At 55.8% G+C, this 22,551-nt stretch carries 12 protein-coding genes; all 12 read left to right on the forward strand.

Annotated elements, in window-relative coordinates; translation table 11 throughout:
* The 12 genes from PGW97_RS03195 (at position 1) to PGW97_RS03250 (ending at position 22,452) form a co-directional block, all read left to right on the forward strand.
* Complete coding sequence (locus PGW97_RS03195) at positions 1–1,302, forward strand: pilus assembly FimT family protein (protein ID WP_273858672.1); 1,302 nt, start codon at positions 1–3, stop codon at positions 1,300–1,302.
* Entirely contained in the window at positions 1,292–1,735 is a 444-nt protein-coding gene (locus PGW97_RS03200) for a prepilin-type N-terminal cleavage/methylation domain-containing protein (RefSeq protein WP_217392169.1), read from the forward strand. Before PGW97_RS03195 ends, PGW97_RS03200 begins: the two co-directional genes overlap by 11 nt.
* A 147-nt stretch (positions 1,736–1,882) precedes the next feature.
* Positions 1,883–2,590: a 4'-phosphopantetheinyl transferase family protein gene (locus PGW97_RS03205; protein ID WP_217392170.1), complete on the forward strand. Its 708-nt coding sequence runs from the start codon at positions 1,883–1,885 to the stop codon at positions 2,588–2,590.
* A gap of 72 nt (positions 2,591–2,662) precedes the next feature.
* A complete protein-coding gene (locus PGW97_RS03210) occupies positions 2,663–3,907 on the forward strand; it encodes an MFS transporter (protein ID WP_273858675.1) in 1,245 nt (414 codons plus the stop codon).
* Positions 3,908–4,086: 179 nt separating this feature from the next.
* On the forward strand, positions 4,087–6,027 hold the full coding sequence (locus tag PGW97_RS03215; protein WP_047886550.1) for a TonB-dependent receptor domain-containing protein: 1,941 nt from the start codon (positions 4,087–4,089) through the stop codon (positions 6,025–6,027).
* Positions 6,028–6,217: 190 nt separating this feature from the next.
* Positions 6,218–7,504: an isochorismate synthase gene (locus tag PGW97_RS03220; RefSeq protein WP_337960368.1), complete on the forward strand. Its 1,287-nt coding sequence runs from the start codon at positions 6,218–6,220 to the stop codon at positions 7,502–7,504.
* Positions 7,501–9,228: a (2,3-dihydroxybenzoyl)adenylate synthase gene (locus PGW97_RS03225; RefSeq protein WP_273858677.1), complete on the forward strand. Its 1,728-nt coding sequence runs from the start codon at positions 7,501–7,503 to the stop codon at positions 9,226–9,228. Before PGW97_RS03220 ends, PGW97_RS03225 begins: the two co-directional genes overlap by 4 nt.
* Positions 9,225–10,175, forward strand: coding sequence for an isochorismatase family protein (locus PGW97_RS03230; protein WP_273858679.1), 951 nt, complete (start codon positions 9,225–9,227; stop codon positions 10,173–10,175). Before PGW97_RS03225 ends, PGW97_RS03230 begins: the two co-directional genes overlap by 4 nt.
* On the forward strand, positions 10,172–13,417 hold the full coding sequence (locus tag PGW97_RS03235) for an amino acid adenylation domain-containing protein (RefSeq protein WP_273858681.1): 3,246 nt from the start codon (positions 10,172–10,174) through the stop codon (positions 13,415–13,417). Before PGW97_RS03230 ends, PGW97_RS03235 begins: the two co-directional genes overlap by 4 nt.
* Positions 13,417–14,211, forward strand: a complete 795-nt coding sequence (gene dhbA / locus PGW97_RS03240; protein ID WP_273858683.1) for a 2,3-dihydro-2,3-dihydroxybenzoate dehydrogenase — start codon at positions 13,417–13,419, stop codon at positions 14,209–14,211. Before PGW97_RS03235 ends, dhbA begins: the two co-directional genes overlap by 1 nt.
* 47 nt (positions 14,212–14,258) lie before the next feature.
* Complete coding sequence (locus PGW97_RS03245; protein ID WP_273858685.1) at positions 14,259–20,834, forward strand: non-ribosomal peptide synthetase; 6,576 nt, start codon at positions 14,259–14,261, stop codon at positions 20,832–20,834.
* Positions 20,827–22,452 (forward strand): amino acid adenylation domain-containing protein, encoded by a 1,626-nt coding sequence (locus PGW97_RS03250; RefSeq protein WP_273858687.1) that lies wholly within the window; start codon positions 20,827–20,829, stop codon positions 22,450–22,452. Before PGW97_RS03245 ends, PGW97_RS03250 begins: the two co-directional genes overlap by 8 nt.
* Positions 22,453–22,551 lie beyond the last annotated feature (99 nt).

The raw sequence follows: 22,551 nt of genomic DNA on the forward strand, positions 1-22,551 counted from the left end.
ATGAATAGAATCCGGCAGAAAGCACATGGCTTTTCAACATTGATGATCACTATGGTAATAGCCATAGTTATGGCTTTGTATGCATTTAGTGTATTAGCCGTACAGGGATTCAACTTGAAAAAAGCCCAAAATGTGATTGTCTCTAAAGAATTAAAAGCGAAGTCAAATACGGCATTACAATGTGCGGCAGAAATTATTGTTACCTCCAAAGATGTGACGGCCTCTCATGATTTCACTAGTTGTCATGATGGCACGATAAGTTTTAATCATATTCCTGCATCAGGAAAATATAAATTAACGTCAGTATCGAAAGATGCGGTAACAAATGGTGAAGCCGTATCGTCTCTCTATATTATGGCATCAGGTTCGAATGGACCAACGGCCGCTTTTTCTTCATCTGGCAGTATCGCTTTCAACGTTTCTCAAACAATAGATCCTTATGAAGGTGCGAAAAATGGTGCGGGATATGACTGCAGTTCGATTAGAACCGGAGGTAAACTTCACCTGCTTAATGGTGCCGATTTAGTTGTGCGTGATCCCCATGATCAGAATGGGCATAGAAAAAAAATAGATGGGGTGGAAATAAGTTGTAATGAATCACATAAAACGGTTTCTCCTAAAAAACCTGAAGAATATAAGAATGATATTCAGCAAGATATATTAGATCTTGATCTCTTTGACGAAAACTTTGCGGTGCCGAGGGAACGTTGGGCTGAGGTGGTGGATAAATTTCAAGTGAAAATTACCGGAGATACCCTGAGCAAAGAGATAACCGTCGGTGACGTTAAAAAAACAGTCGAGTTTAAAAAAGTACAAAATTGTGGAACTAAAATTCAAAATATCATTGATACAAATAAATCTAAGCCATTGAAAGAGAAACAGCGTTACATATGGATTGAAGGCACCTGTGACTTGGAAGGAGTAACGTATCCGCAAGTTGCCAGTGCGGAAGATGCCGTGACGGTTGTTATTAAAGATGGTTTGTTGTACTCCTCAACCAATATCTATTTTCATGGGAATCTCTATTTATTTGATATCAGCATGACAAATGAACAACTGCTGGCTGCCTGGAGTGATTCTGGTCTTGGGGTGCATTTACCGGGCACTGATTTAGCTAATGTGCCTTTTTATTTTCGCGGCAGTTTCATAACACGGGGAGCCTTCAATTTAGACTCGCCAGATCGTATTTCTCATGTGTTTGGGGCTTTCCAGCCGGGTTATTCTAAAGGCAAAGTCGATTACTCTGAGAGCCCCTTTGGTAAGAAGCCTGTTATTTTGAAAGGGAGTTGGCATGACTTCTAATTTGCAGATTAAGCCATCGCGAGGCTTCAGTTTGGTAGAGGTGCTGGTGTCAGTGCTGGTGATCTCTTTTTCGCTGGTTGCCATTTTGAAACTGCAGTCCTATGTCGAGCTGAAAAGTGAACAAACCGATTTACAGTATCAGGCCGTGCGTAAAGCAGAGCAGCAACTCATGCTGTGGCAGAATGTTGGAGCCAATGTCAGTTGCAACGGTACTGTGACCTCGCTGACGTTGTCGAATCTGGAGTCTTGTAAAATTGACTTTTCACCCATGACCGGTAGCGTCGCAGTGGTTGGGGCGGCAAAAACGGATGCCTCTGGCAATATCCTGTTCAAGAAACTGAAGGTAACGGTTAACTGGGTGGATCGTGAAGGCCAAAATGGCAGTGTGTCACTTGTTGGCGGATATTCTGCTTACAGCCCATTGCTGATGTAGAGCCCTTGGTAATCGGCCTTAGCGGTAGAAATGATGGTAAATACGGTTGTTGTTATCGCACGGTTGTAGAACGAAATGGCCGTTGTATTGCAATTCTATTATTACGATAATGCGAGTTATTATTGTTTAATAGAGTGTTGCGTTCACATGGATGATTCGGCATTTATTCACGCGGTTGAGTCCGTTTTCCTGCCTGATGACGATCTTGCTATGCTGGTTGGTCGTTTCGAGTTAGGTCATTTTTCTGACGAGTTGTTCCGGCAACTCTCGATATCGGCGCCTGAGCCTGTTAAAACAGCGGTGGCTAAACGCCAGGCTGAGTTTCTGGCCGGGCGTTTTCTGGCGCGCACATTGCTGGAGCAGAGAGGCATCCAGTCTCAGGATGTGGCAATTGGGCCGAATCGAGCGCCAATCTGGCCGCATGGCATTGTCGGCAGTATCAGTCATCATGACCAGTTGGCGGCCTGTGTGATCAGCCATCAAACTCATGATCGCTGCGGTGTTGGGTTGGATATTGAACGATTGATTGCACCAGAGCTCGTTGCCGGAATGGCAGGTGTGGTGACTGACCCTGAAGAAGGGCGAAGGCTCGGTACGCAGGGGATGGATGATTGTGTCCTGATGACACTGATTTTCTCTGCCAAAGAGAGCATTTTTAAAGCGTTGTATCCTCAGGTACAGCGTTATTTTGACTTTCTGGAAGTGGCGTTTACCCACCTGGATGAGCAATGGCTCCATTTTGAGCTGAAGTGCGAACTGGCGGCAACGTTGCCCTCCGGGCGAAAAGGCAAAGTGTATTACCAGATGATGGGGGAGTCAGTGCTCACCTTTACTCGCTCAGAATATTTCGATTGATAATAATTATCATTATTGTGATTTGGAGTGAAGGTCGCTACAATCGCCTTTTTTCTTACTGGTAGTGTCGTTATGGACAATAACACGCTGAATTCCAAGTCTGTTTTACGGCTTGCTCTGCTGATTAACATGCTCTCTGTCGGTACCCTGATGATGGTTATGCCGCTTGGCCCGGATCTGGTGCGGGACATCGGTTTTCAGGGCGAGCACATCGGCTACATCAGTGGTGGAGCCACATTGGGCTCGGCGATTGTCGGTTTTCTGTTGGCTCCGCTTCTTGATCGCTATGACCGGCGCTCGGCGCTGACCTTGTTTCTTTTCCTCCGTTCAGTACTGATTTTGATCTGCGGTTTTGCGGCCACCCCGGAGCAGTTACTGCTGTTGTTTGTCGCGGCAGGATGTTTCTCTGGTCCACTGAGCGGATTGATTATGGCGGCGGTCATTGATGTGACTCAGGTCGCCGAGCGGGGAAGGGCGATGGCTTTTGTCGCCAGTGGCTTTTCACTGGCTGCGATCATTATCGTTCCGGTCTCTTTGCAGATGTCCCAATGGCTGAGCTGGCAGTCAACGTTCTTCCTGTTTGGCGCAATGGGCCTGATGATGGCAATGGCAGTACAGCTGTACATGCCTTCGCTGCAACCTCACTCCCCGTTGCCGACGACAACAGCAACGGTAACGAATGGCGCGAGAGCATCTGGGCTGTCGGCAATGATTTGGTCTACGCCGTTCTTGCTCGCGATGGGCATGATGGCGGTCAGCTTGTTCGGCCATTTCTTGTTGGTGCCAAACCTGTCAACGTACTTCCAGTTCAATCTGGGTTTCCCGCGCGATGAAATCAGCTATCTGTATTTGCTGGGTGGTCTGATGAGCATTGTTGCCATGCGCTACTCCGGCCGGATGATGGATAAAGGCTTTGGCCAAACTGCGCTGTTCGGCCTCAGCGCGGTGGTGGCTGTAGTGGTGTATTACGGCTTTGTCAGTGAAGGCGCCGACAAGCTGGTATATCTGATTTTCATTCTGTTTATGGCATCGAGTTCGGCGCGCAGTGCGGTGCTGGCCGCCTTTACTTCGCGGGTTCCGCCGCCACAGTTTCGGGCCGCGTTCATGACGTATCAGTCAACCATGTCCAATCTGGCAGCCGGCGCGGCAAGTGTAATGAGTTCGCTGTATTTGGTGTCCGGCAAAGATCATCAGTTGCAGGGGCTGGATACACTGGCCGCCTTGACCATGGTTTCTGCGTTAACCGTTCCTCTGCTTGCCTGCTGGTTCATTCCTGCGTTGAAACAGTCGCAGGCTTCACAACACGCTCCGGGGTAATTCCCCGGGGCAACCCTCATCTTCACTCCTCAGTCTGAAAAACCCCAGTCAAGCTGTTACTAATATGCGTCAATAATTTACACGCATGTCAAAAAAGTGCATGAAAGTGTAGATTCCTTGTTGACGATGAAAATAACAATAATTATCATTTGCGCCATTGTTCGTAATGGAGTGTGAAAATGTATCAGCATCAAGGGGATAGTGTTATCAAGCTAACTCGTTTAAACCGCGCCTTGTGCGTATTGGGCCTGGTTTCATCATTTACAGCGATGGCAGAGAGCGCCACCGATGAAGTGATGGTGGTGACGGCGAGTCAAACGGCGCACCCGGAGCTGACAGCACCAGCCTCTGTGTCTTATGTCACCCGTGAAGATCTGGATCAGTTGGTGGTCAACGATGTCGCAGAAGCGATCCGCAAGCTGCCAGGTATCAACATCAACCCGGGTACGTCTTACGGCCGAAATGAAATCAAAATCCGTGGCCTGGCGGCAGACTACACGCTACTGCTGGTAAATGGTCGCCGGATTAACTCCCGTGATGCACTGACCAGTGCCTACGGTAATGATTTTGACCTGTCCAGCATCCCGATGTCTGCGGTTGAGCGTATCGAGGTGATTCGTGGCCCGATGTCATCCCTTTATGGTGCGGATGCGCTGGGCGGGGTGGTTAACGTGATCCTGCGTAAGCCGACAGAAGATGTGCAGGGCTCAGTGGGTTACCAATATGACGGTATTACCAAAGGTTCCGGTGGCGATACCCACAAGCTGAACGCTTATGTGAGCGGTGCACTGGTTCCTGACACCCTGCTGGCGAACCTGATTGTTGAAAAAAGCGATCGTGATGCCTGGCGTACCAACAAATCCGTTAACCCGGATACGGATGTTCTGGAAGAACGCGATGAGCTGAACATTTTCTCAAACCTGAAATGGCTGGTGAACCAGCAGCAGGATATCGACCTGGATCTGCTGTACAGCAAAGATGATCGTGATGCGGACTGGAATAACTGGGGCCGTGCCGTGAACAATGTGCAGGAGCTGGAGCGTTATAACGTTGCCCTGACTCACAATGGCTACTGGGAAAACTTTGATTCCCGTCTGCGCTACAGCTTTGATGAGTCCAAGCTGATGGATGACTCTGAGCTGAATGGTGCCGTGGGTGACATCAAACAGACCAACAACACGGTTGACGTGCAGTTGTCGGGCTATGTTGGTGATCACCTGCTGACCGGCGGGGCGGAGTACCGTGACATCAAGCTCAAGAATAACCTGACGCTGGGCAGTGGCTCGGTGAGCTATAACCAGGCAGCGGTCTACCTGCAGGATGAATTCTCTCTGGGAGATCTGGCGATCACGCTGGGTGGCCGATTTGACGACCACGAAGTCTACGGTGGCGAATTCAGCCCGCGTGCGTATGCGGTGTACAAAATCAACGATAACTGGGTTGTGAAAGGTGGTGTGGGTAAAGCCTTCAAAGCACCAAGCTTGAACCAGTACAGTGATGCTTACTCCGTGCTGGCCTGTCGTGGTGCCTGTAGTGTGGTCGGTAACCCGAACCTGAAAGCGGAAACCTCTCTGAGCTATGAGCTGGGCACCAGCTACGAAGCTAGTCGCTGGGGTGCCGGTCTGACCCTGTTCGAAAACGACATTGAGGACATGATTCAGGCAGAGAACTGGGATCGCGTGAAAACTGAGCTGAGCTACTTCAACGTAGATGAAGCTGAAGTTAAAGGCGTGGAAACCATGGCATGGTTTGATCTTACCGACACGATCACTGTGTCGGCAAACTACATGTACACCAGTGCTGAAGACAAAAACACGAAGAAAGATCTGATCCTGACCCCGAAACATACGGCGAATGTTCAGATTGACTGGCAGGCGCTGGATAATCTGCATGCCTACACGTCTTATCAGTACACCGGTTCTCAGTATGTACGTTCGGGTGAAAAACTGGATGGGTACGGCACACTGGATCTGGGTGCCCGCTACGAAGCCATCAAGAACCTGAACCTGAAGTTGGGTGTAACCAACCTGACGGATGAAGAGCGGGACGATACCGCGACACAGCTTGATTACATCCTGAAAGCCCGCAGTGTGTACGCAGGGATTTCCTACGACTTCTAATAACAATGGTCAGCACGACTGACACCGAAAGAGCCAACGGAGTTGGCTCTTTCTTTCCTTACGACCAGCAATGTGACGTCACTTTCTAACTATTAAAACCTAACGTCAAAAGCCAACGTCAAAGCACAAACAGCCGGTTTACTGTCCTCAGTAAGCTGCACCTTGTCTTGCGTAAAAAGGGAGTTGTGACATGCAACACGCGCAAAGTGAGAATCAGTCACTGAATCCGGTATTCTCACCCGACAGTGACCTTTTTTTCTCCTCCGCCTACCGGACCGTCAGAGGACGGGGAATTAGCCAGCGGATTACCACCCCCGCCATTAACGGCGAACACCCGCACAGCGAATTCCAGCAGGTCATTTCGCATCAATTTGCCGAGGCAAAAGCCCGCGGCATCGAAAATCCTATTCTTATCGGTTCGATTCCGTTTGATGTCTCCGAGCCTTCTTGCCTTTATATTCCTGAACAGGTTGAAGTGACCGAACGCAATCCGGTTATGGTCAGCGGGCAATCTGACGCGGCTGGGGCCAAGTCATTCCACGTCTTGTCGACCCGCAGTGAGCCGGAAGAATCGGTGTTCAAACACGCGGTCGCGCAGGCGGTAGAGAAGTTCCATCACACCCGTCTGGAGAAAGCCGTGTTGTCTCGGGTCCTTAATATCGAGCTGAGCGACACGGTTTCGGCCCACGACATTCTTGCCCGGCTGATCAGCCAAAACCCGCAGGGGTTCCACTTTTCTGTTCCGCAGCCGGATCAGTCCGTATTGCTGGGCGCCAGCCCTGAGCTGCTGATTCGCCAGGAAGGAAACCAGATTCTGTCTAATCCACTGGCGGGTTCAGCGAAGCGTCAGGCCAGTAAAGACGCGGATGAGCAAATCAGCCAAGCGCTGCTGCATTCGCAAAAAGATCTCTACGAGCACCGGCTGGTGATAGACGAGATCGCCCAGCAGCTAGCGCCATATTGCCGTGAGCTCGACGTCCCGGCTGACCCGTCACTGATTCATACCCCCGCGATGTGGCATCTGTCGACTCGTATCGAGGGGCAGCTCAACGCCTGTGAGAATCAGGAACCAGCAACTCAGTCAGCCAGCGGCCAAGCCAGCCTTAATGCCAACAACAACTCTAGTGACAAGGCCAGTAACAAGGCCAGCTACAATGTGCTGCAACTGGCCTGCCTGCTGCACCCGACCCCCGCGGTGTGCGGTTTCCCGTTTAACTTGTCCCGTGATGCGATTAAAGAGCTAGAGCCGTACGAGCGCGGCATGTTCACCGGCATGGTGGGCTGGTGTGACTCCCAGGGGAACGGTGAGTGGGCGGTGACCATCCGCTGTGGCAAGGTGTTTAACAACTCTGTACGGTTGTTTGCCGGGGCCGGTATTGTCAATGCGTCCTGTCCGCAGGCGGAGTGGGCCGAAACCGAGGCTAAATTGGGCACCATGCTCAATGCCTTCGGACTGGGCGAACAGGTGGTCGCATGAGCATTGCGTATACCCCCTGGCCGGCCGAGATTGCCGCTTCATATCGGGAGAAAGGCTATTGGATCGATGTGCCGATGACCGACATCCTTATCCGTCATCAGAGTGAGCGCGCGGAACACCGGGCGCTGATTTGCGGCGAGCGCAGCTGGACGTATCGCCAGCTGGAGCTGGACGCTGCCCGATTGGCGGATTCGCTGCTGCAACTGGGCATAAAACCGGGGGACACCGCCCTGGTGCACCTGCCAAATGTGGCTGAGTTCTACATTGTCTTTTTTGCCCTGATGAAACTGGGCGTGGTGCCGGTGAATGCGTTGTTCAGCCATAACCGCCACGAGCTGTCGGCGTATGCCGGGCAAATTCAGCCGACGCTGGCGGTGGTGTCTTCCCGCCACAGCTTGTTCGCCGACAATGAGTATGCACAGGCGCTCAGCCAGCAGTATCCTTCGCTGCGGCACTGGCTGGTGGACGGTGAGGCTTCTGATGAGGTTCCTTTTGGCCACTCGCTGGCTGCGGCTATCAAAGGTGAACTGACCGCGACTCATATTGTGTCTGACAATACCGTGTCTGGTAGTACAACACATGGCCACAATGACGCCCTCCGCTCATGGCCTGAGCTGGATGCCTCTGAAGTTGCCTTCTTCCAGTTATCCGGCGGCAGTACCGGTACGCCGAAACTCATTCCACGTACTCATAATGACTACTACTACAGCGTGCGAGCCAGCGCCGAGATTTGCCTGCTGGACCGCGACTCGGTTTTCCTCTGTGCATTACCGGTGCCGCATAACTTTACCCTGAGCTCTCCGGGAGCGCTGGGGGTGTTCTATGCCGGAGGCACCGTGGTACTGGCACCGGAGCCTAGCCCGATGACCTGCTTCCCGCTGATCAAACGCCATCAGGTCACCATGACCTCTCTGGTGCCGCCGGCGGTTACATTGTGGTTGCAGGCCGCGGCCGATGATGGCTCAGAATTGGCAAGTCTGCAGTTTCTGCAGGTTGGTGGTGCCCGGCTCGGGGAGAGTCTGGCTCGCCGTATTCAGCCGGAACTGGGCTGTCAGTTGCAGCAGGTCTTCGGCATGGCCGAAGGGCTGGTGAACTACACCCGCTTCGACGACAGCGAATGGCATGTGCTCAATACCCAAGGGCGGCCTATCAGCGAAGATGACGAAATCCGCATCGTTGACGAAAACGGTCAGGATGTGCCGCGGGGTACCCCCGGTGCGCTGCTGACCCGTGGCCCTTATACCTTCCGCGGGTACTACAACAGTCCCGAACATAACCAAACTGCGTTTGATCAGGACGGCTTCTACCGCTCTGGCGACGTGGTGGTGATGACTGACGACGGCTACCTGATGGTGGTTGGTCGTGACAAAGATCAGATTAACCGTGGCGGCGAGAAAGTTGCGGCGGAAGAGATCGAAAACCAGCTGCTGGCCCTGCCGGAAATCACTCAGGCCGCGCTGGTGGCGATGCCGGATCCGGTGATGGGGGAGAAAAGCTGCGCCTTTATCGTTACCACTAACCCCAAACTCAAAACCATTGCGATTCGAAAGCATCTGCGGGCATGCGGTATCGCCGACTACAAGCTGCCCGATCGCATCGAAACCGTCGATGCCATGCCGATGACCCATGTCGGCAAAATTGACAAAAAAGCCCTGCGTCAGCAGATCGCCGACCAAGTTCACGCCCAGTTACAGCCTCAGCCAGAAAAGGACGTTTTATCATGACTATCCCATCATTGCCGACTTACACCATGCCAGCTGCCGAGGCGTTTCCTGCCAATAAAGTCGAGTGGGCATTTGCGCCGGAGAAAGCGGCTTTTCTGATCCACGACATGCAAGAGTACTTTGTCAGTTTCTATGAGCGTGACAGCGCGCTGATGCTGACCTTGCTGAGTAATCTGGTTGCCCTGAAGCGTTTTTGCAAAGCCAACGGTATTCCGGTGATTTACACCGCCCAGCCGAAAGAGCAGAACATGGCAGATCGTGCCCTGCTCAACGACATGTGGGGCCCGGGCCTGAACAAGTCTCCTGAGCTACAACAAGTGGTTGAGGCGCTGGCGCCGGAAGCCGGCGATACCGTCCTCGACAAGTGGCGTTACTCGGCGTTTCAGCGTTCGCCGCTGGAGCACATGCTCAAAGAGCTGGGTCGGGATCAGCTGCTGATTGGCGGGATCTATGGCCATATCGGCTGCCTGATGACGGCGGTGGATGCCTTTATGCGTGATATCAAACCGTTCATGGTGGGGGACGCCATTGCTGATTTTTCACTGGAAGAGCATGAAATGGCGCTGCGCTATGTGGCCGGACGGGCCGGGATGGTGGTGTCTACCGCCGCCTTGATTGGTGAGCCTCAACAGCCTCAACTTATCGATGACCAGCAGGATGACCTGCCTGCTGTTCTGACTCGCAGCGGCCTGCTGGCGCGCATTGCCGGCCTGGTGGAAGAAGACGTTAACGAGTTTGATCCGGATGAAAACCTGGTCGATTACGGTCTGGATTCGGTGCAGATCATGTCATTGATCACCGAATGGCGTAAGCACGGGATTGTGCTCAACTTTGTGCAGCTGGCGGAGGAGCCTACGTTTAACCACTGGTGGGCTCTGCTGGCAGAGGCATTGCAGAACACGCCCGCATTGGCACCACAACGCGGGCAAAAGGAGGCGGTGGCATGATCGCCCTGAATACTGCCCAGCACGGCTTGTGGCTGGGCCATACCCTGAATGAAGACAAAGCCCTGTTCAACACCGCTGAGTGCATCGTGTTTGAAGGGAAGGTGGATGCCGAAAAGTTGGCAGCGGCGGTGCGTCAGGCAGTGGCAGAAAGCGAATGCCTGTCCTGCTATTACCGTAGTGAAAACGAACAGCCGTATCGCATTGCCGCCTCCGAGCCTGTGGCATTTGATGTGGTGGAGCTGTCTTCGGAAGCGGGAAGCAAAGCCGAGGAGATTGCGGCAGTGCGTCGCTGGGCTGAAGAAGATATGACACTGGCGTTCGATCTGGAACAGCAACTGCCGTGTCGTTTTGCCTTGCTTCGTGGGCAGCAGCATGACTATCTCTACAACTGTGTCCATCACATTGCGCTGGACGGCTTTGGTACAACCCTGATGTTCCAGCGGATTGCCGAGGTTTATTCGCTGTTGGTGCAAGGACAGATGGTCACCCCGTCGCCATTCGGCAGTTTCAGTGCGGTACTGGACGAAGATCAGCAGCGCCGCGATTCCGGGGCGTATGACAAAGCCCGTCAGTTCTGGCTGGAAACGCTGGCAGGGAATACTGCGCCGTCGTCGTACAGTACCGAGGTAGCCCCGATAGCCGCCCGGTTCCATCGGCAGAGTACCACCTTCAGTGACAGCCTGTGGCAGCAGTGCCAGACGCTGGCGGACCAGCATCAGCTGACCTGGGCGGATATTTTCCTTGCCGCGCTCTGTACCCATCTGCGTCAGTACAACACGGCTGTCAGCCACAATGGTGCCAACAGCAATATCACCAGTAACGGCAACAGCGAGCAGGTGGTGCTGGGTATGATGGTGATGAACCGGCTGGGCTCGAAGTCCCTGACGGTGCCAAGCATGCAAATGAACATTGTGCCGCTGGTGGTTGAGGTCTCCGATGAGGATGACCTGCTGAGTGTGGCGCGCAAGGTCGCGGCACACAAAAAGAAAATGCGCCGTTTCCAGCATTATCGCTATGAAGATCTACGCCGTGACCTGAACCGGGTCGGCGGCAGCCAGCGGTTATACGGCGCACTGGTTAACATCATGCCGTTTGATCACCCGTTGCAGTACGGCAATCTGGCGGCCGATACCCTGAACCTCAGCGCGGGGCCGGTGGAAGATTTGACCATTGAGCTGCACTGTAAATCAGAAGGACTGCCGGTGGTTGACTTTGACGCTAACCCGGCGGTGTACGAAAAAGGCCAGCTGGCGGGGCTGCAACAGGAACTGTTGACCCTGATGGCTACCTGGCTGACTGAACCGACCCAAACGACGGCCTCGCTGCTGGGTGGCCTGTACGCGCAGGCACGGCTTGCTGCGTTGATTCAGGGAGAGCCGCAGCGCCCGGCAGCGGCCTCAGTCCTGGCCGAGATTCGGCGTCATGCGACTGAACACCCGACCGCAATTGCCGTTGAGCAAGAGGGGGAGTCACTGACCTATCAGGTGCTGGTAGAAAAAGCCGAGGCTGCGGCCGGTACGTTGCGGGCACAGGGAATCAGCGAGGGAGAGAAAGTTGGCGTTGCGCTGAGCCGTTCGCTGCCGTGTATCACCACTGTGCTGGCCGTCATGCTGAGCGGGGCGGTGTATGTACCGCTGGATCCGGACCAGCCAATTGAGCGCCAGAGCAGCATCGTCAGTCAGGCCGGGATCCGCACTGTGATCACCGAGGCCCAGTATCAGCACCGTCTGTCAGTACTGCCGGTCACGATTCAGCTGGCGGGGCACCTACAGTCTGCGGGGTTAGTTGAATCTGGCCCTTCTGATACAACCTGTTTTTTCAATGAAGGAAGTGCGTTCACCGAACCTGCAGCATCTGAGCTGGCGTACATCATGTTCACTTCCGGGTCGACCGGCCAGCCGAAAGGCGTGGCCATCAGTCATCATGCGATGAACCATTTCGTGGCCGCAGCGGCGGCAACCTACGGTGTCACCGCAGCTGATCGCGTGCTGCAGTTTGCCCCGTTCAACTTCGATGCCAGCATTGAAGAAATCTTTGTCACTCTTAGTCAGGGGGCGACGCTGGTGCTGCGTACCGACGCTATGCTGGAGTCGATGGCAACCTTCTCCGATTCGGTGCAGGCGGCAACGATTTCAGTGCTGGATCTGCCGACGGCCTTCTGGAACGAGTGGGTAGTCAGTTTGCAAGCAGGCACAGCCTCCCTGCCAGGCACACTCCGTGGTGTGATCATCGGGGGGGAAGCCGTGTATCCCGAGCCGCTGGCGCAGTGGCAGAAAGCGGTACAGAACGCGAGACAGGCGGCTGGTTCTGCCGGTACTGGCCTGGCAAACGGTATTCACCTGTTTAACACCTACGGTCCGACAGAAACCACGGTCGTGGCGACCTGCACTGACCTGCAACACTTCAGCGGCGAGCACAGCCAGTTACCGATTGGCCTGCCGCTGCCCGGTGTTAATGTTCTGGTACTCGACAGCCAGTCCCGTCCGGCGGCGACCGGCGAGCTGGTCATCATGGGGGACACCCTGGCAGACGGTTATCTGGGCCAGAACCACCCGGCTTTCTCGACCTTGCAGGTTGGCGATGAGTTTTGCCGGGTTTATCGCACCGGCGATCGGGTCACGCTGGAACACGGCCAGCTGGTGTATCTGGGACGGATCGATAACGAATTCAAAATCAGTGGCTACCGGATTCAGCCGGGCGAAGTGGAATCCCATCTGCTGGCGCTGACCGGCATTGAAGAAGCCTGCGTGCAGGGAATGGTGTTTGATAACGGTCTTCGTCGTCTGGTGGCGTTTGTCGCCGGTGAGCAGTATGACCGCTTTAATGCCCTGGCTATCAAGAAAGCCCTGCAGGAAAGCCTGCCGCCGGCGATGATCCCGACCGATTTTCGCTTTTTCCCGTCGTTGCCGAAAACCGGCAGTAACAAGGTGGATCGTAAAGCCTTGCTGGCGGGCTATCAGCAAGACAGCACCGGACAGGTGCTGGCCAGCGAAACGGAGAACCGGGTCGGTGCGATCTGGCAGCAGATCCTCGGGGTGGGCTCAATTGACTCGCAGGATAACTTCTTTGAACTGGGTGGGCAGTCGTTGCAGACCATCCAGATCGTGAACCGTCTGGGCTCGGAGTTTGAAGTCAGCATCAAGGTGTCAGACGTGTTTGACCGCCCGGTATTGAGTGATTTCTGCCGCTATCTCGACGAGATGCAGCAACAAAGTGAAGATGAAGTGGAGATGGTGTGGTGATGGCAGAACAACAAACCGCAATGACCTTTACCGGTCAGTTCGAGAACAAAGTCGTATGGGTGACCGGTGCTGCGCGCGGGATCGGTCATGAGGTGGCGATGAGCTTCCATCGTCTGGGTGCCCGGGTGATGGGGCTGGACATTGATTTCAGTGCCGCACGCGGCGAGGGCATCAGCCATCCGTTTGCCACATATGAGGTGGATATTAGTGATCCGGCTGCAGTCCGTCAGGTCGCACAGACCATTCTGGCCGTGGAGCCGGTGATTGATGTGCTGGCGAACGTGGCCGGGATTTTGCGAATGGGGCAAACCGAAGAGCTGACCGTTGATGACTGGCACACCTGTATCAACGTAAATGCTTCCGGGGTGTTTTACCTGTTGCAGCAACTGATCCCGGTGTTCAAGCAGCAGCGTAATGGAGCGGTGGTCACCGTCAGCTCCAATGCTGCGCATATTCCGCGTCTTCACATGACCGCGTACTGTGCTTCGAAAGCGGCGCTGACCAGTCTGGCCAATTGTGCAGCCCTTGAGCTGGCTCCTTACGGTGTGCGTTGCAATGTGGTGTCACCGGGGTCAACCGATACCCGGATGCAGCGATCTTTGTGGCACAGCGACGATGCCGAGCAGCGCACTATTGCCGGTTTCCAGGAGCAGTTCAAATTGGGGATTCCGCTGGGCAAAATTGCCCGGCCGGAAGAGATCGCTCAGGTGGTGGTTTTCCTGGCGTCGGATCTGGCCAGCCATGTCACCATGCAGGACATTGTGGTGGATGGCGGCGCGATTCTTAATGCCTGAGCAGGCGCTCATCAGCGATACAGCAAAACACGACACAGGAAAACATCATGACAGACATGATTTCATTACTGGCAGACCTTGAGCGCAAAGGGATCCGGCTGGCCCTGAATGAGAAAGGGCAGCTGACTTCCCAGTGCAGCAAGCAGGCGCTGACACCGGAAATCGGGCAACAGATCCGAGATAACAAAGACGCCATCATTCGCTGCCTGCACGCCCGTCAGGCGTACGAACAACCGATCCCCGTACAACAGGCGGCCTCCGGGCCGCTTTCTTTCTCCCAGAGTGGCCTCTGGTTTATTGAGCAGTACGAAGATAACTCGCACCTGTACAACATGCCGGTGCATTTTCGCCTGACCGGCAAGCTGGATGTTGCCGCGCTGGAATACGCCTTCTCGGCGCTGGTGTCCAAACATGCCAGCCTGCGTACCCGGTTTGTGCGCAATAGCCAGGGCAAAGGTGAACAACATATTGCCGCGCAGGCTGAGCTGGCGGTCACTCATCATGACCTGTCTCATCTGGCGCAGGCCGAGCGCGAGCAGGCACTGGTGAAAATGGTCGAGGAAGACATTTATCGCCCGTTTGATCTGGAAAAAGGCGAGCTAACCCGGGTGGAGCTGGTCCGGTTGGGTGAAGAAGAGCACCTGCTGATGCTCACCCAGCACCATATTATTTCTGACGGCTGGTCGGTGAAAAATATGTTTGCCGATTTCAAGCAGGCCTTTCTTGCCTATCAGAATAGCCAGCCGCAACCGGTAACACCAACGGCGGTCAACTATATCGACTATGCCCACTGGCTCAACTCTCCGGCCTTCCGTGACTACCACGAAGAGTTCCGCCCGTTTTGGGTGGAGCGCCTGAAAGGTATCCCGGAAGTGCATGCCCTGCCGCTCGACAAACCGCGCCCGGCCAGCCACAACAATGATGGCGCACTGGTGTTTTCATCCATTCCGTTGCCGCAATGGCAGCAGTTCCAGCGTTTGTGCCAGCAACACAGCACCTCGTATTTTATCGGCCTGCACGCGGTGTTCTCACTGCTGATAGCCCGTCTGGGCGGCGACAGGGATGTGGTGATCGGGACGCCGCTGGCTTATCGCGAGCGCGCTGACATCGAAGATGTGGTGGGTTTTTTCGTCAACACCATTGTGTTACGTACTCAGCTGGATGACAACCTGACCTTCGCCGAGTACCTGCGTTACTGCCGTGAGCAGGATCTGGCCGCGTTTGACCATCAGCTGTTCCGCTTTGAAGCCCTGAGCGAAGCCATCGGTGCCGACCGTACCACGGCGCTTAACCCGATTTTCCAGATCATGCTGGTTTATCAGGCCAAGGTGGATTTCAACGATCTGATCCCCGGTTGTGGCGCAGTGGAAGAGCCGTCTCCGGTGTTGCCGGCGAAAACCGATTTGTCGCTCAAGGTTACTGAGTTGGTAGACGGTGTCCGGCTGGAATGGCTCTACAGCAAAGGGGTGTTTGAGCACCAGACGGTAGCCCGTTTCGCCGAGATGTTCCTGATGCTGCTGGATGGCATTCTGGCTGAACCGCAATCGCCGGTGATGGAGCTGCCGATGGTAGACCGCCAGCATCAGGCTCGAATCGGCAAGGCGCTGGCCAGTCTGGTTGTGGCTAATGGTGAGCCCATGGCTGCTGGTGAATTGCCTGGTGATTCTGCGGCCGTGACGGATGCTCTGCGGATCCATGAGCAAATCAGCCGCCATGCCGCAGCGTATCCGGCACAACCGGCGGTGACCGGTAGCGACAGGACGATTACCTATCAGGCGCTGGATCAGGCCGCGAACCGCCTGGCGCAGTATCTACTGGCGCACATGACCGATGAATCGTCTGCCGAGCAGAAAATCGGGGTGGTCGCGAGTCGCACGACCCAGTATGCGGTTGCCGCGCTGGCCGCCTGGAAAGCGGGCATGAGTTATGTCCCGCTGGATCCCGCTTACCCGACGGCACGGTTACAGCACTTGGTTGACGACGCCCAACTGGCGGTGGTCATTGCGCCGGATGCGCAGTTTGCTGAGGCGCATCCGGGGCTGACCGGATGCCAGGTAGTCAATGTGACGGAAGCGGCAACGGTGGCGAGGCTGGCCCAGACCGCTGCGACGGCACCGGCAATCACGGTGACGGCGCAAGATCTGGCTTACGTGATCTACACCTCGGGCTCGACCGGCCTGCCAAAAGGGGTGGAAGTGGAACATGGTGCGTTTACGAACGTACTGACCGACCATACTGCCCGTTTGCACCTGACATCCGCCAGCGTGATGTTTAACCCGATGTCGCTGGCATTTGATGCCGGTAACATGACGGCGATACTGCCATTGTTTGCCGGATCGAAACTGGTGCTTGGCGAGCCGGATGACACCCTGCTGGAGCAGGCCGAAGCGCACGGTGCGACGCATATGATCAACTCGACCGCGCTGTTTGCGGCCATGGCTCCTCGTCCGCTGACCTCACTCAAAACGGTGGCATTTGGCGGCGAAGCATGCCCGGCCAATCTGGCCGCCAGCTGGCAGGGCAAACTGCGCCTGCTGAACATGTATGGCCCGACCGAGTTCACTGTGACCGCGCTGGTTAAAGAGTTGCAACCGGGAGAGCCGGTGACCATTGGCCATCCGGTTGAGAATACCCAGGCCGTGATTTTGGATGAACAAGGACAGCTTTGTCCGGTGGGCGTGGCCGGTGAGTTGTGCCTGGCTGGCAGGGGGCTGGCACGGGGTTACCTTAACCAGCCAGTGCTGACTGCGAATGTGTTTGTCACGCGGGAGATTGCCGGGCAGACCGTTCGCTGTTATCGCACCGGTGATAAAGCACGCTGGCTCAATAACGGTGAAGTGGAGTACCTGGGCCGGATTGACCAGCAGGTAAAACTGCGCGGTTACCGGATTGAGCTGGCTGAAATTGAAAATCAGATTGCGAAAGTTGCGCCGCAGCTCCATCAGGTCCGAGTGATCGTGGTCGGTGAAGGCGCGCAGCGCCAGCTGGTGGCCTATGCCACGGCGGAATCAGTGTCAGAGATGACGCCACATACCTCACCGGTTGGACGTGTCGAACCGGGGCAAATTTTGGCGGCCGCAGCCCGTATTCTGCCGGAATATATGGTGCCGGTAGAACTCATTGTGCTGGATGAGCTGCCACTGACCGTAAACGGCAAACTGGATATCAGCCGGTTACCGGCCCGCCAGCTAGTAACCGGAGACGGTGCTCAGCCTGATAATGACCTTGAAGCTGAGGTACTGGCGATTTGGCGCGAGGTGCTTAACACCGAACTGGGGGTTGAAGATGACTTTTTCCGTCTCGGCGGGGATTCGATCCTCAGCATTCAGCTCAACACCCGGCTGCGTGATGCGGGCTTTGCCTGCACCGTCAAAGATGTGTTTGAAGCGAAAACCGTGCGTAAGTTGTGCCGGACGCTGGCAGCCCATTCGCAGCATGAACGGGCGGTTGATGCCGAGCAGGGACAACTGGCCGGTACGTTTGATTTGCATCCGATTCAGCGCTGGTTCGATGCTCAGCCTTTTGCCCGTCCGGCGCACTGGAATCAGGCGGTGGTACTGGCTATTCCTGAGGTAGATGCTGCCCGGCTGACCAGCATGATGGCGCAACTGCTGGCTCACCACGATGCCTTGCGTCTGCGGGTAACGGACGACAATGGCACGCGCCGCCAGCGTTATCAGGCGTCGGTGACAGTACCGGAACTGGTGGAACTGGATGCGGCGAACATGACTGAAAGCGAGCTGTATGATGCGCTGACAACGCTGCAATCGCAGTTCGATCTCGTCAACGGGCCGGTAATGGCCTGGGCGCGGGTGCGTCATTTGCCGCTGCCAAAGGCTCAGTCCGAGCAAGGCGCAGAGCCCCAGACTGGGCTGTTCCTGGCGCTGCATCACTGGGTGGTGGATGCGGTTTCCTGGCGGATTCTGGCCGAAGATCTGCAGCGTTTGTATCAGGGGCTGCCGCTGCCGGCGAAAACCTCCAGCTATCGCCAGTGGGGCGATGCCCTGAAAGCCTATGCTGACCGTTATCCGGAACAGTTTGACTATTGGCACAGCCAGCTTGAGGCGGCTCAGTCACGTTGTGAGTCCGCTAGCGATGCCCGCTACTGCGCGTTACCAAATCAACTGAACCGTGACAGTGATGGCAAGGTGATTCCGAGCCAGGCGATGCTGGAACTGGATGAGAGCGAGACTGAACGTCTGGTCGGTAAGGCAAACAGTGCCTTTACCACAGAGGTGCGCGATCTGCTGCTTGCGGCTCTCGGCATGACGTTCAATGAACTGGGCTGGGGCGAGCAATCGACCGTGATGCTGGAAGGGCATGGCCGCGAGGACATTGCCGAGCAGCTCGATGTCAGCCGTACCGTCGGCTGGTTTACCAGTACCTATCCGTGCACCGTTGCCATGCAGCCTTCGCTGGCGGAAACGATCAAGCACACCAAAGAGGCGCTGCGGCAGGTTCCGGATAATGGTATCGGCTTCAATGCGCTGCGTAGCTATCATCCACAGGGCGCGCAGCTGACGTTCTCGCCAGTGGTCTTTAACTACCTGGGGCGTCAGACCCACAAGCAAGGGCTGCAACCGGAACCGTGGCGTCCGCTGCCGATAATACCAGGGCAAACGGCTTCACCGCTGAACCCGGGGGCTGAGCTGATCAGCCTGCATGGCGGGATCTATGAAGGACAACTGACAATGCGTCAGGTCGGGGTTCTGGATCAGGTTCTGAGTGAGCAGTTTATGGCGGCATTTAAAGCCAACCTGCTGGCTGTGATCCGTTACTGTGAGCAGCACACCGTGACTCACGGCAGGCAGTCGACGCCGTCAGATCACCCGTTGGTCACCCTGACCCAGCCAGAGCTGGATGCGTTGTCAGAACGGTTTGATATCGACGCGTTGCTACCGGCGTCTTCGCTGCAGCAAAGCATGTTTGCCCATCAGCAGCGTTGCCCTGACGATGAATCGTATCTGCTGCAAACCCCGATCCGATACCGACAGCCGCTGGATCTGACCTGTTACCGGCAGGCATGGCATGCGGTCGTCAGCGCTTATCCGGCGTTGCGGACGGTATTAAGCGGGCCGTTTGGCGAGGCAAACCCATTGATTCAGGTGGTGCAGCGTCAGTGTGTACTGCCGTTTGACGTGGTGGATCTGACCGATGAGGCTGATCCGCAGGCGGTGATTGCCGCATACTGCACGCAGGATCGCCAGCAGGGAATCCCGCTGCAAGGCGAGGCGCTGTTACGCGTGCGCTGTTTCCGTCTGGCGGACGATGATATTCAGGTGATTTTCAGCTGCCACCACGCGGTGATTGACGGCTGGAGTGGCCCGCGTCTGTTTGTGGCGCTTCATCAGGCGTATGAATCCTTGTCTGAGAGCGAGCATATCGAGGAATCCGCCGTGCTGCCAATCGATCAGGCGTATCTGGCCCATGCTGAGTATGCCTTCAGACAGCAGGCCGACACGGCAGCCTTCTGGGCTGAGAAGTCGCTGGCGACAGCAAAAGCCAATGATCTGACATTGTTGTTTGGTCACGGTTTTGCGGCGTCCCCTTACCAACAGCAACCCGAGGTGGTCAAAACGGCACTGTCGCCGGAGGCGCAGGCTGCTCTGGTGCATTTTGCCCGTCAGGCTGGCGTCACTCACAGCACGGTAGCGCAGTTTGCCTGGCACCGTCTGGTGGCACGTGCTACCGGTCAGCCGTTAAGTGACCAGACGACCACCATAGTTGGGAATGTGGTGCCGGGGCGTGATGCGCCGGTTGACGGGATCACCGCCAGCGTCGGGCTCTATATCAATACGTTGCCGCTGATGATGACCTGGCAGGAATCGCAGCCATTGGCCGTGCAACTTGCCGGGCTGCAAAGTGAGACCATGGCGCTGAACCAGCACGCCACGCAGTCATTGATCGCACTACAAGCCGGACGCGGACGACTGTTTGACAGCGTGTTTGTTTACGAGAACTATCCACGACCGGAAGCCTCAGAGCAGAAGGCCCCAGAGCAAGAGATGACACCCACCGAACAACCCGTCAATAATCTCCGCGCTGTACTGCAACCGGAGTTCGGACCGGCTTTTGAAAAGGTGGAAATCCCGCTCAGCCTGGTGGTCAATGAGGTTGGCGGCCAGCTGTCGTTGCGCTTTGAATTTGACGGGCAGCAGGTCGAGCCAGCTCGCGCCCGCGAGGTGCTGATGCGTTGGCAGGACGAGCTGTTAGCGGTGATTGCTGCCGATCCGCAGCAAGTGCTGCCACTGCTCCCGCTGGCATCTGTGGCTGAGCCGCAATGTTTGAACAGTAGGCATCATGTGAAGGCAGCTCCGGTATCTCTTGATGGGCCTTGGCCACCGGCTATTAGCCAGTTGGTCAGTCATGTGTGGCAGCAGAGTACTTCATTGACGGTCACGCCGGACAGCGCGCACTGGCATCAGCCGCTGTGTGCATTGGGGATTGATTCTCTGGGGGCGATTGCGCTGGTGCAGCGTCTGAACCAGGCGCTGAGCCAGCAGGAGCAGAAGCAGGCCGTGACTTTGGCAGAACTGTATCAGCATGCCACACCGGCAGCGATGTGCCGGGCACTGAGCGAAACGTATGCTCAGCAGCCTGAACGGGAGGTGGCCGATGTCTAATCTGGATCAGACAAACGCACTGTCCGCGTCTTGGTGTGCGCGTGTTTCTTCACGTGATTCTATATTTTCACGTGATCTTGCAACTATGCTGGAGGCCGCCCTGAACGGGGCGGCCGAGTCCGGACGGGTGGCCATCGACTTTGGCGATGTATCGCTCAGCTACCGTGATCTGCTGGCTGATACGGCACGGGTACAGCAGCGCCTGACGCAGGTGGGCTTGACGGCGGGATGCCGCGTTGGGATCCATCTGGAGCGAACGCCCACTCTGATTGCCTCGTTACTGGCCTGTCTGTTTTCCGGCATGGCATTTGTCCCGCTCGATCCGTTGTTTCCGGCGGGGCGGCTACGGGATATTGCTGAGGAAGCGCAGCTGGATGCGGTGCTGGAGGCTGGTCATGAAACTGGCAATAAGGCTGGCAGTGAAGTGCCAGCAGCCATCGGATTTCGCTGTCCGGTTGTTAGCTTGGATGACAATAAAGAACAGACGCGACATCGGACGCAGCATGGTGGTGTGGGGGCTCTGACACTCAGCCCGAAGCTGAGGCCCGATACCACGGCTTATATGATGTTCACGTCCGGCTCAACCGGCAAACCGAAAGGGGTCGTTATCAGTCATCAGGCGCTGGCAACCTTCCTGTGTGCCGCGGTCGCCAGACTGGAATTGGATGCCCGTTGTCACTGGCTGCTGATCACCACCATCGCGTTTGATATCTCGATGCTGGAGATTTTTGCCCCCTTGCTGGTGGGCGGCCGTTTGTTGCTGACCGATAGCGAAGCACATAAAGATCCTCATGCTGTCGCGGCTACGCTGGCGCAGCACCCGTCTGTGAATGTATTGCAGGCCACGCCGACCTTCTGGCGGATGCTGGTAAACACCGGCTGGCAAGGCCAATCCGGGATGACCGCGCTGACCGGCGGGGAAGCGCTGGACAGCGGATTAGCGCAGCAGCTGCATTCGCGCTGCGAGGTGCTCTGGAACTGTTACGGACCCACGGAAGCCACGGTCTGGTCACTGATGTCGACCGTGCAGCCGGGGCAGCCGATCACCATCGGCCAGAGTCTGGCCGGGTATGGCCATCTGGTACTGGATGAAACCGCGTCACCGGTGGTCGAAGGGCTGGAAGGGGAACTGTGCATTTATGGTGATGCCCTGAGTGATGGTTACTGGCAGCGGGCGGATTTGACCGCGGCGCAGTTTGTGGTTCGTGCAGACGGGCGGCGTTATTACCGCACCGGTGATAAAGTCCGGCGGCTGGCGGACGATCGCTATCAGTATCTGGGACGGCTGGATGATCAGGTTAAGCTGCGCGGCTACCGGATTGAGCTGGGGGAGATCGAAGCCCGGCTGCGCGAGCTGGATGGTGTCAGTGATGCAGCCGTCAGGTTGGAAGGCGAAGGTGAGCAGGCGATGCTGGTGGCGTATCTGGAACAGGATGCGGCTGGGGCACCAATTTCACAAGAAGTGACTCGCACACAAGGTATGACGCGTTTGCAGCTGCGTAAGGCACTGGCGGCACACCTGCCGGGCTACATGATTCCGGGACGGTTCGTGTGGCTGAACAGTCTGCCGAAAACCGCCAGCGGTAAGGTCGATCGTAAGCGGCTGGTGGCCGGTTAGCGACGGATTGGTATTCCTCTCTTGTCTTTAACCGACAAATAAACTTAACTGACAAAAAAACCGCCGAAAGGCGGTTTTTTGTTTAGCGTGGCAACCAGT

Source organism: Photobacterium sp. GSS17 (genome assembly GCF_028621875.1).
GTDB classification, from domain to species: Bacteria; Pseudomonadota; Gammaproteobacteria; order Enterobacterales; family Vibrionaceae; genus Photobacterium; species Photobacterium ganghwense.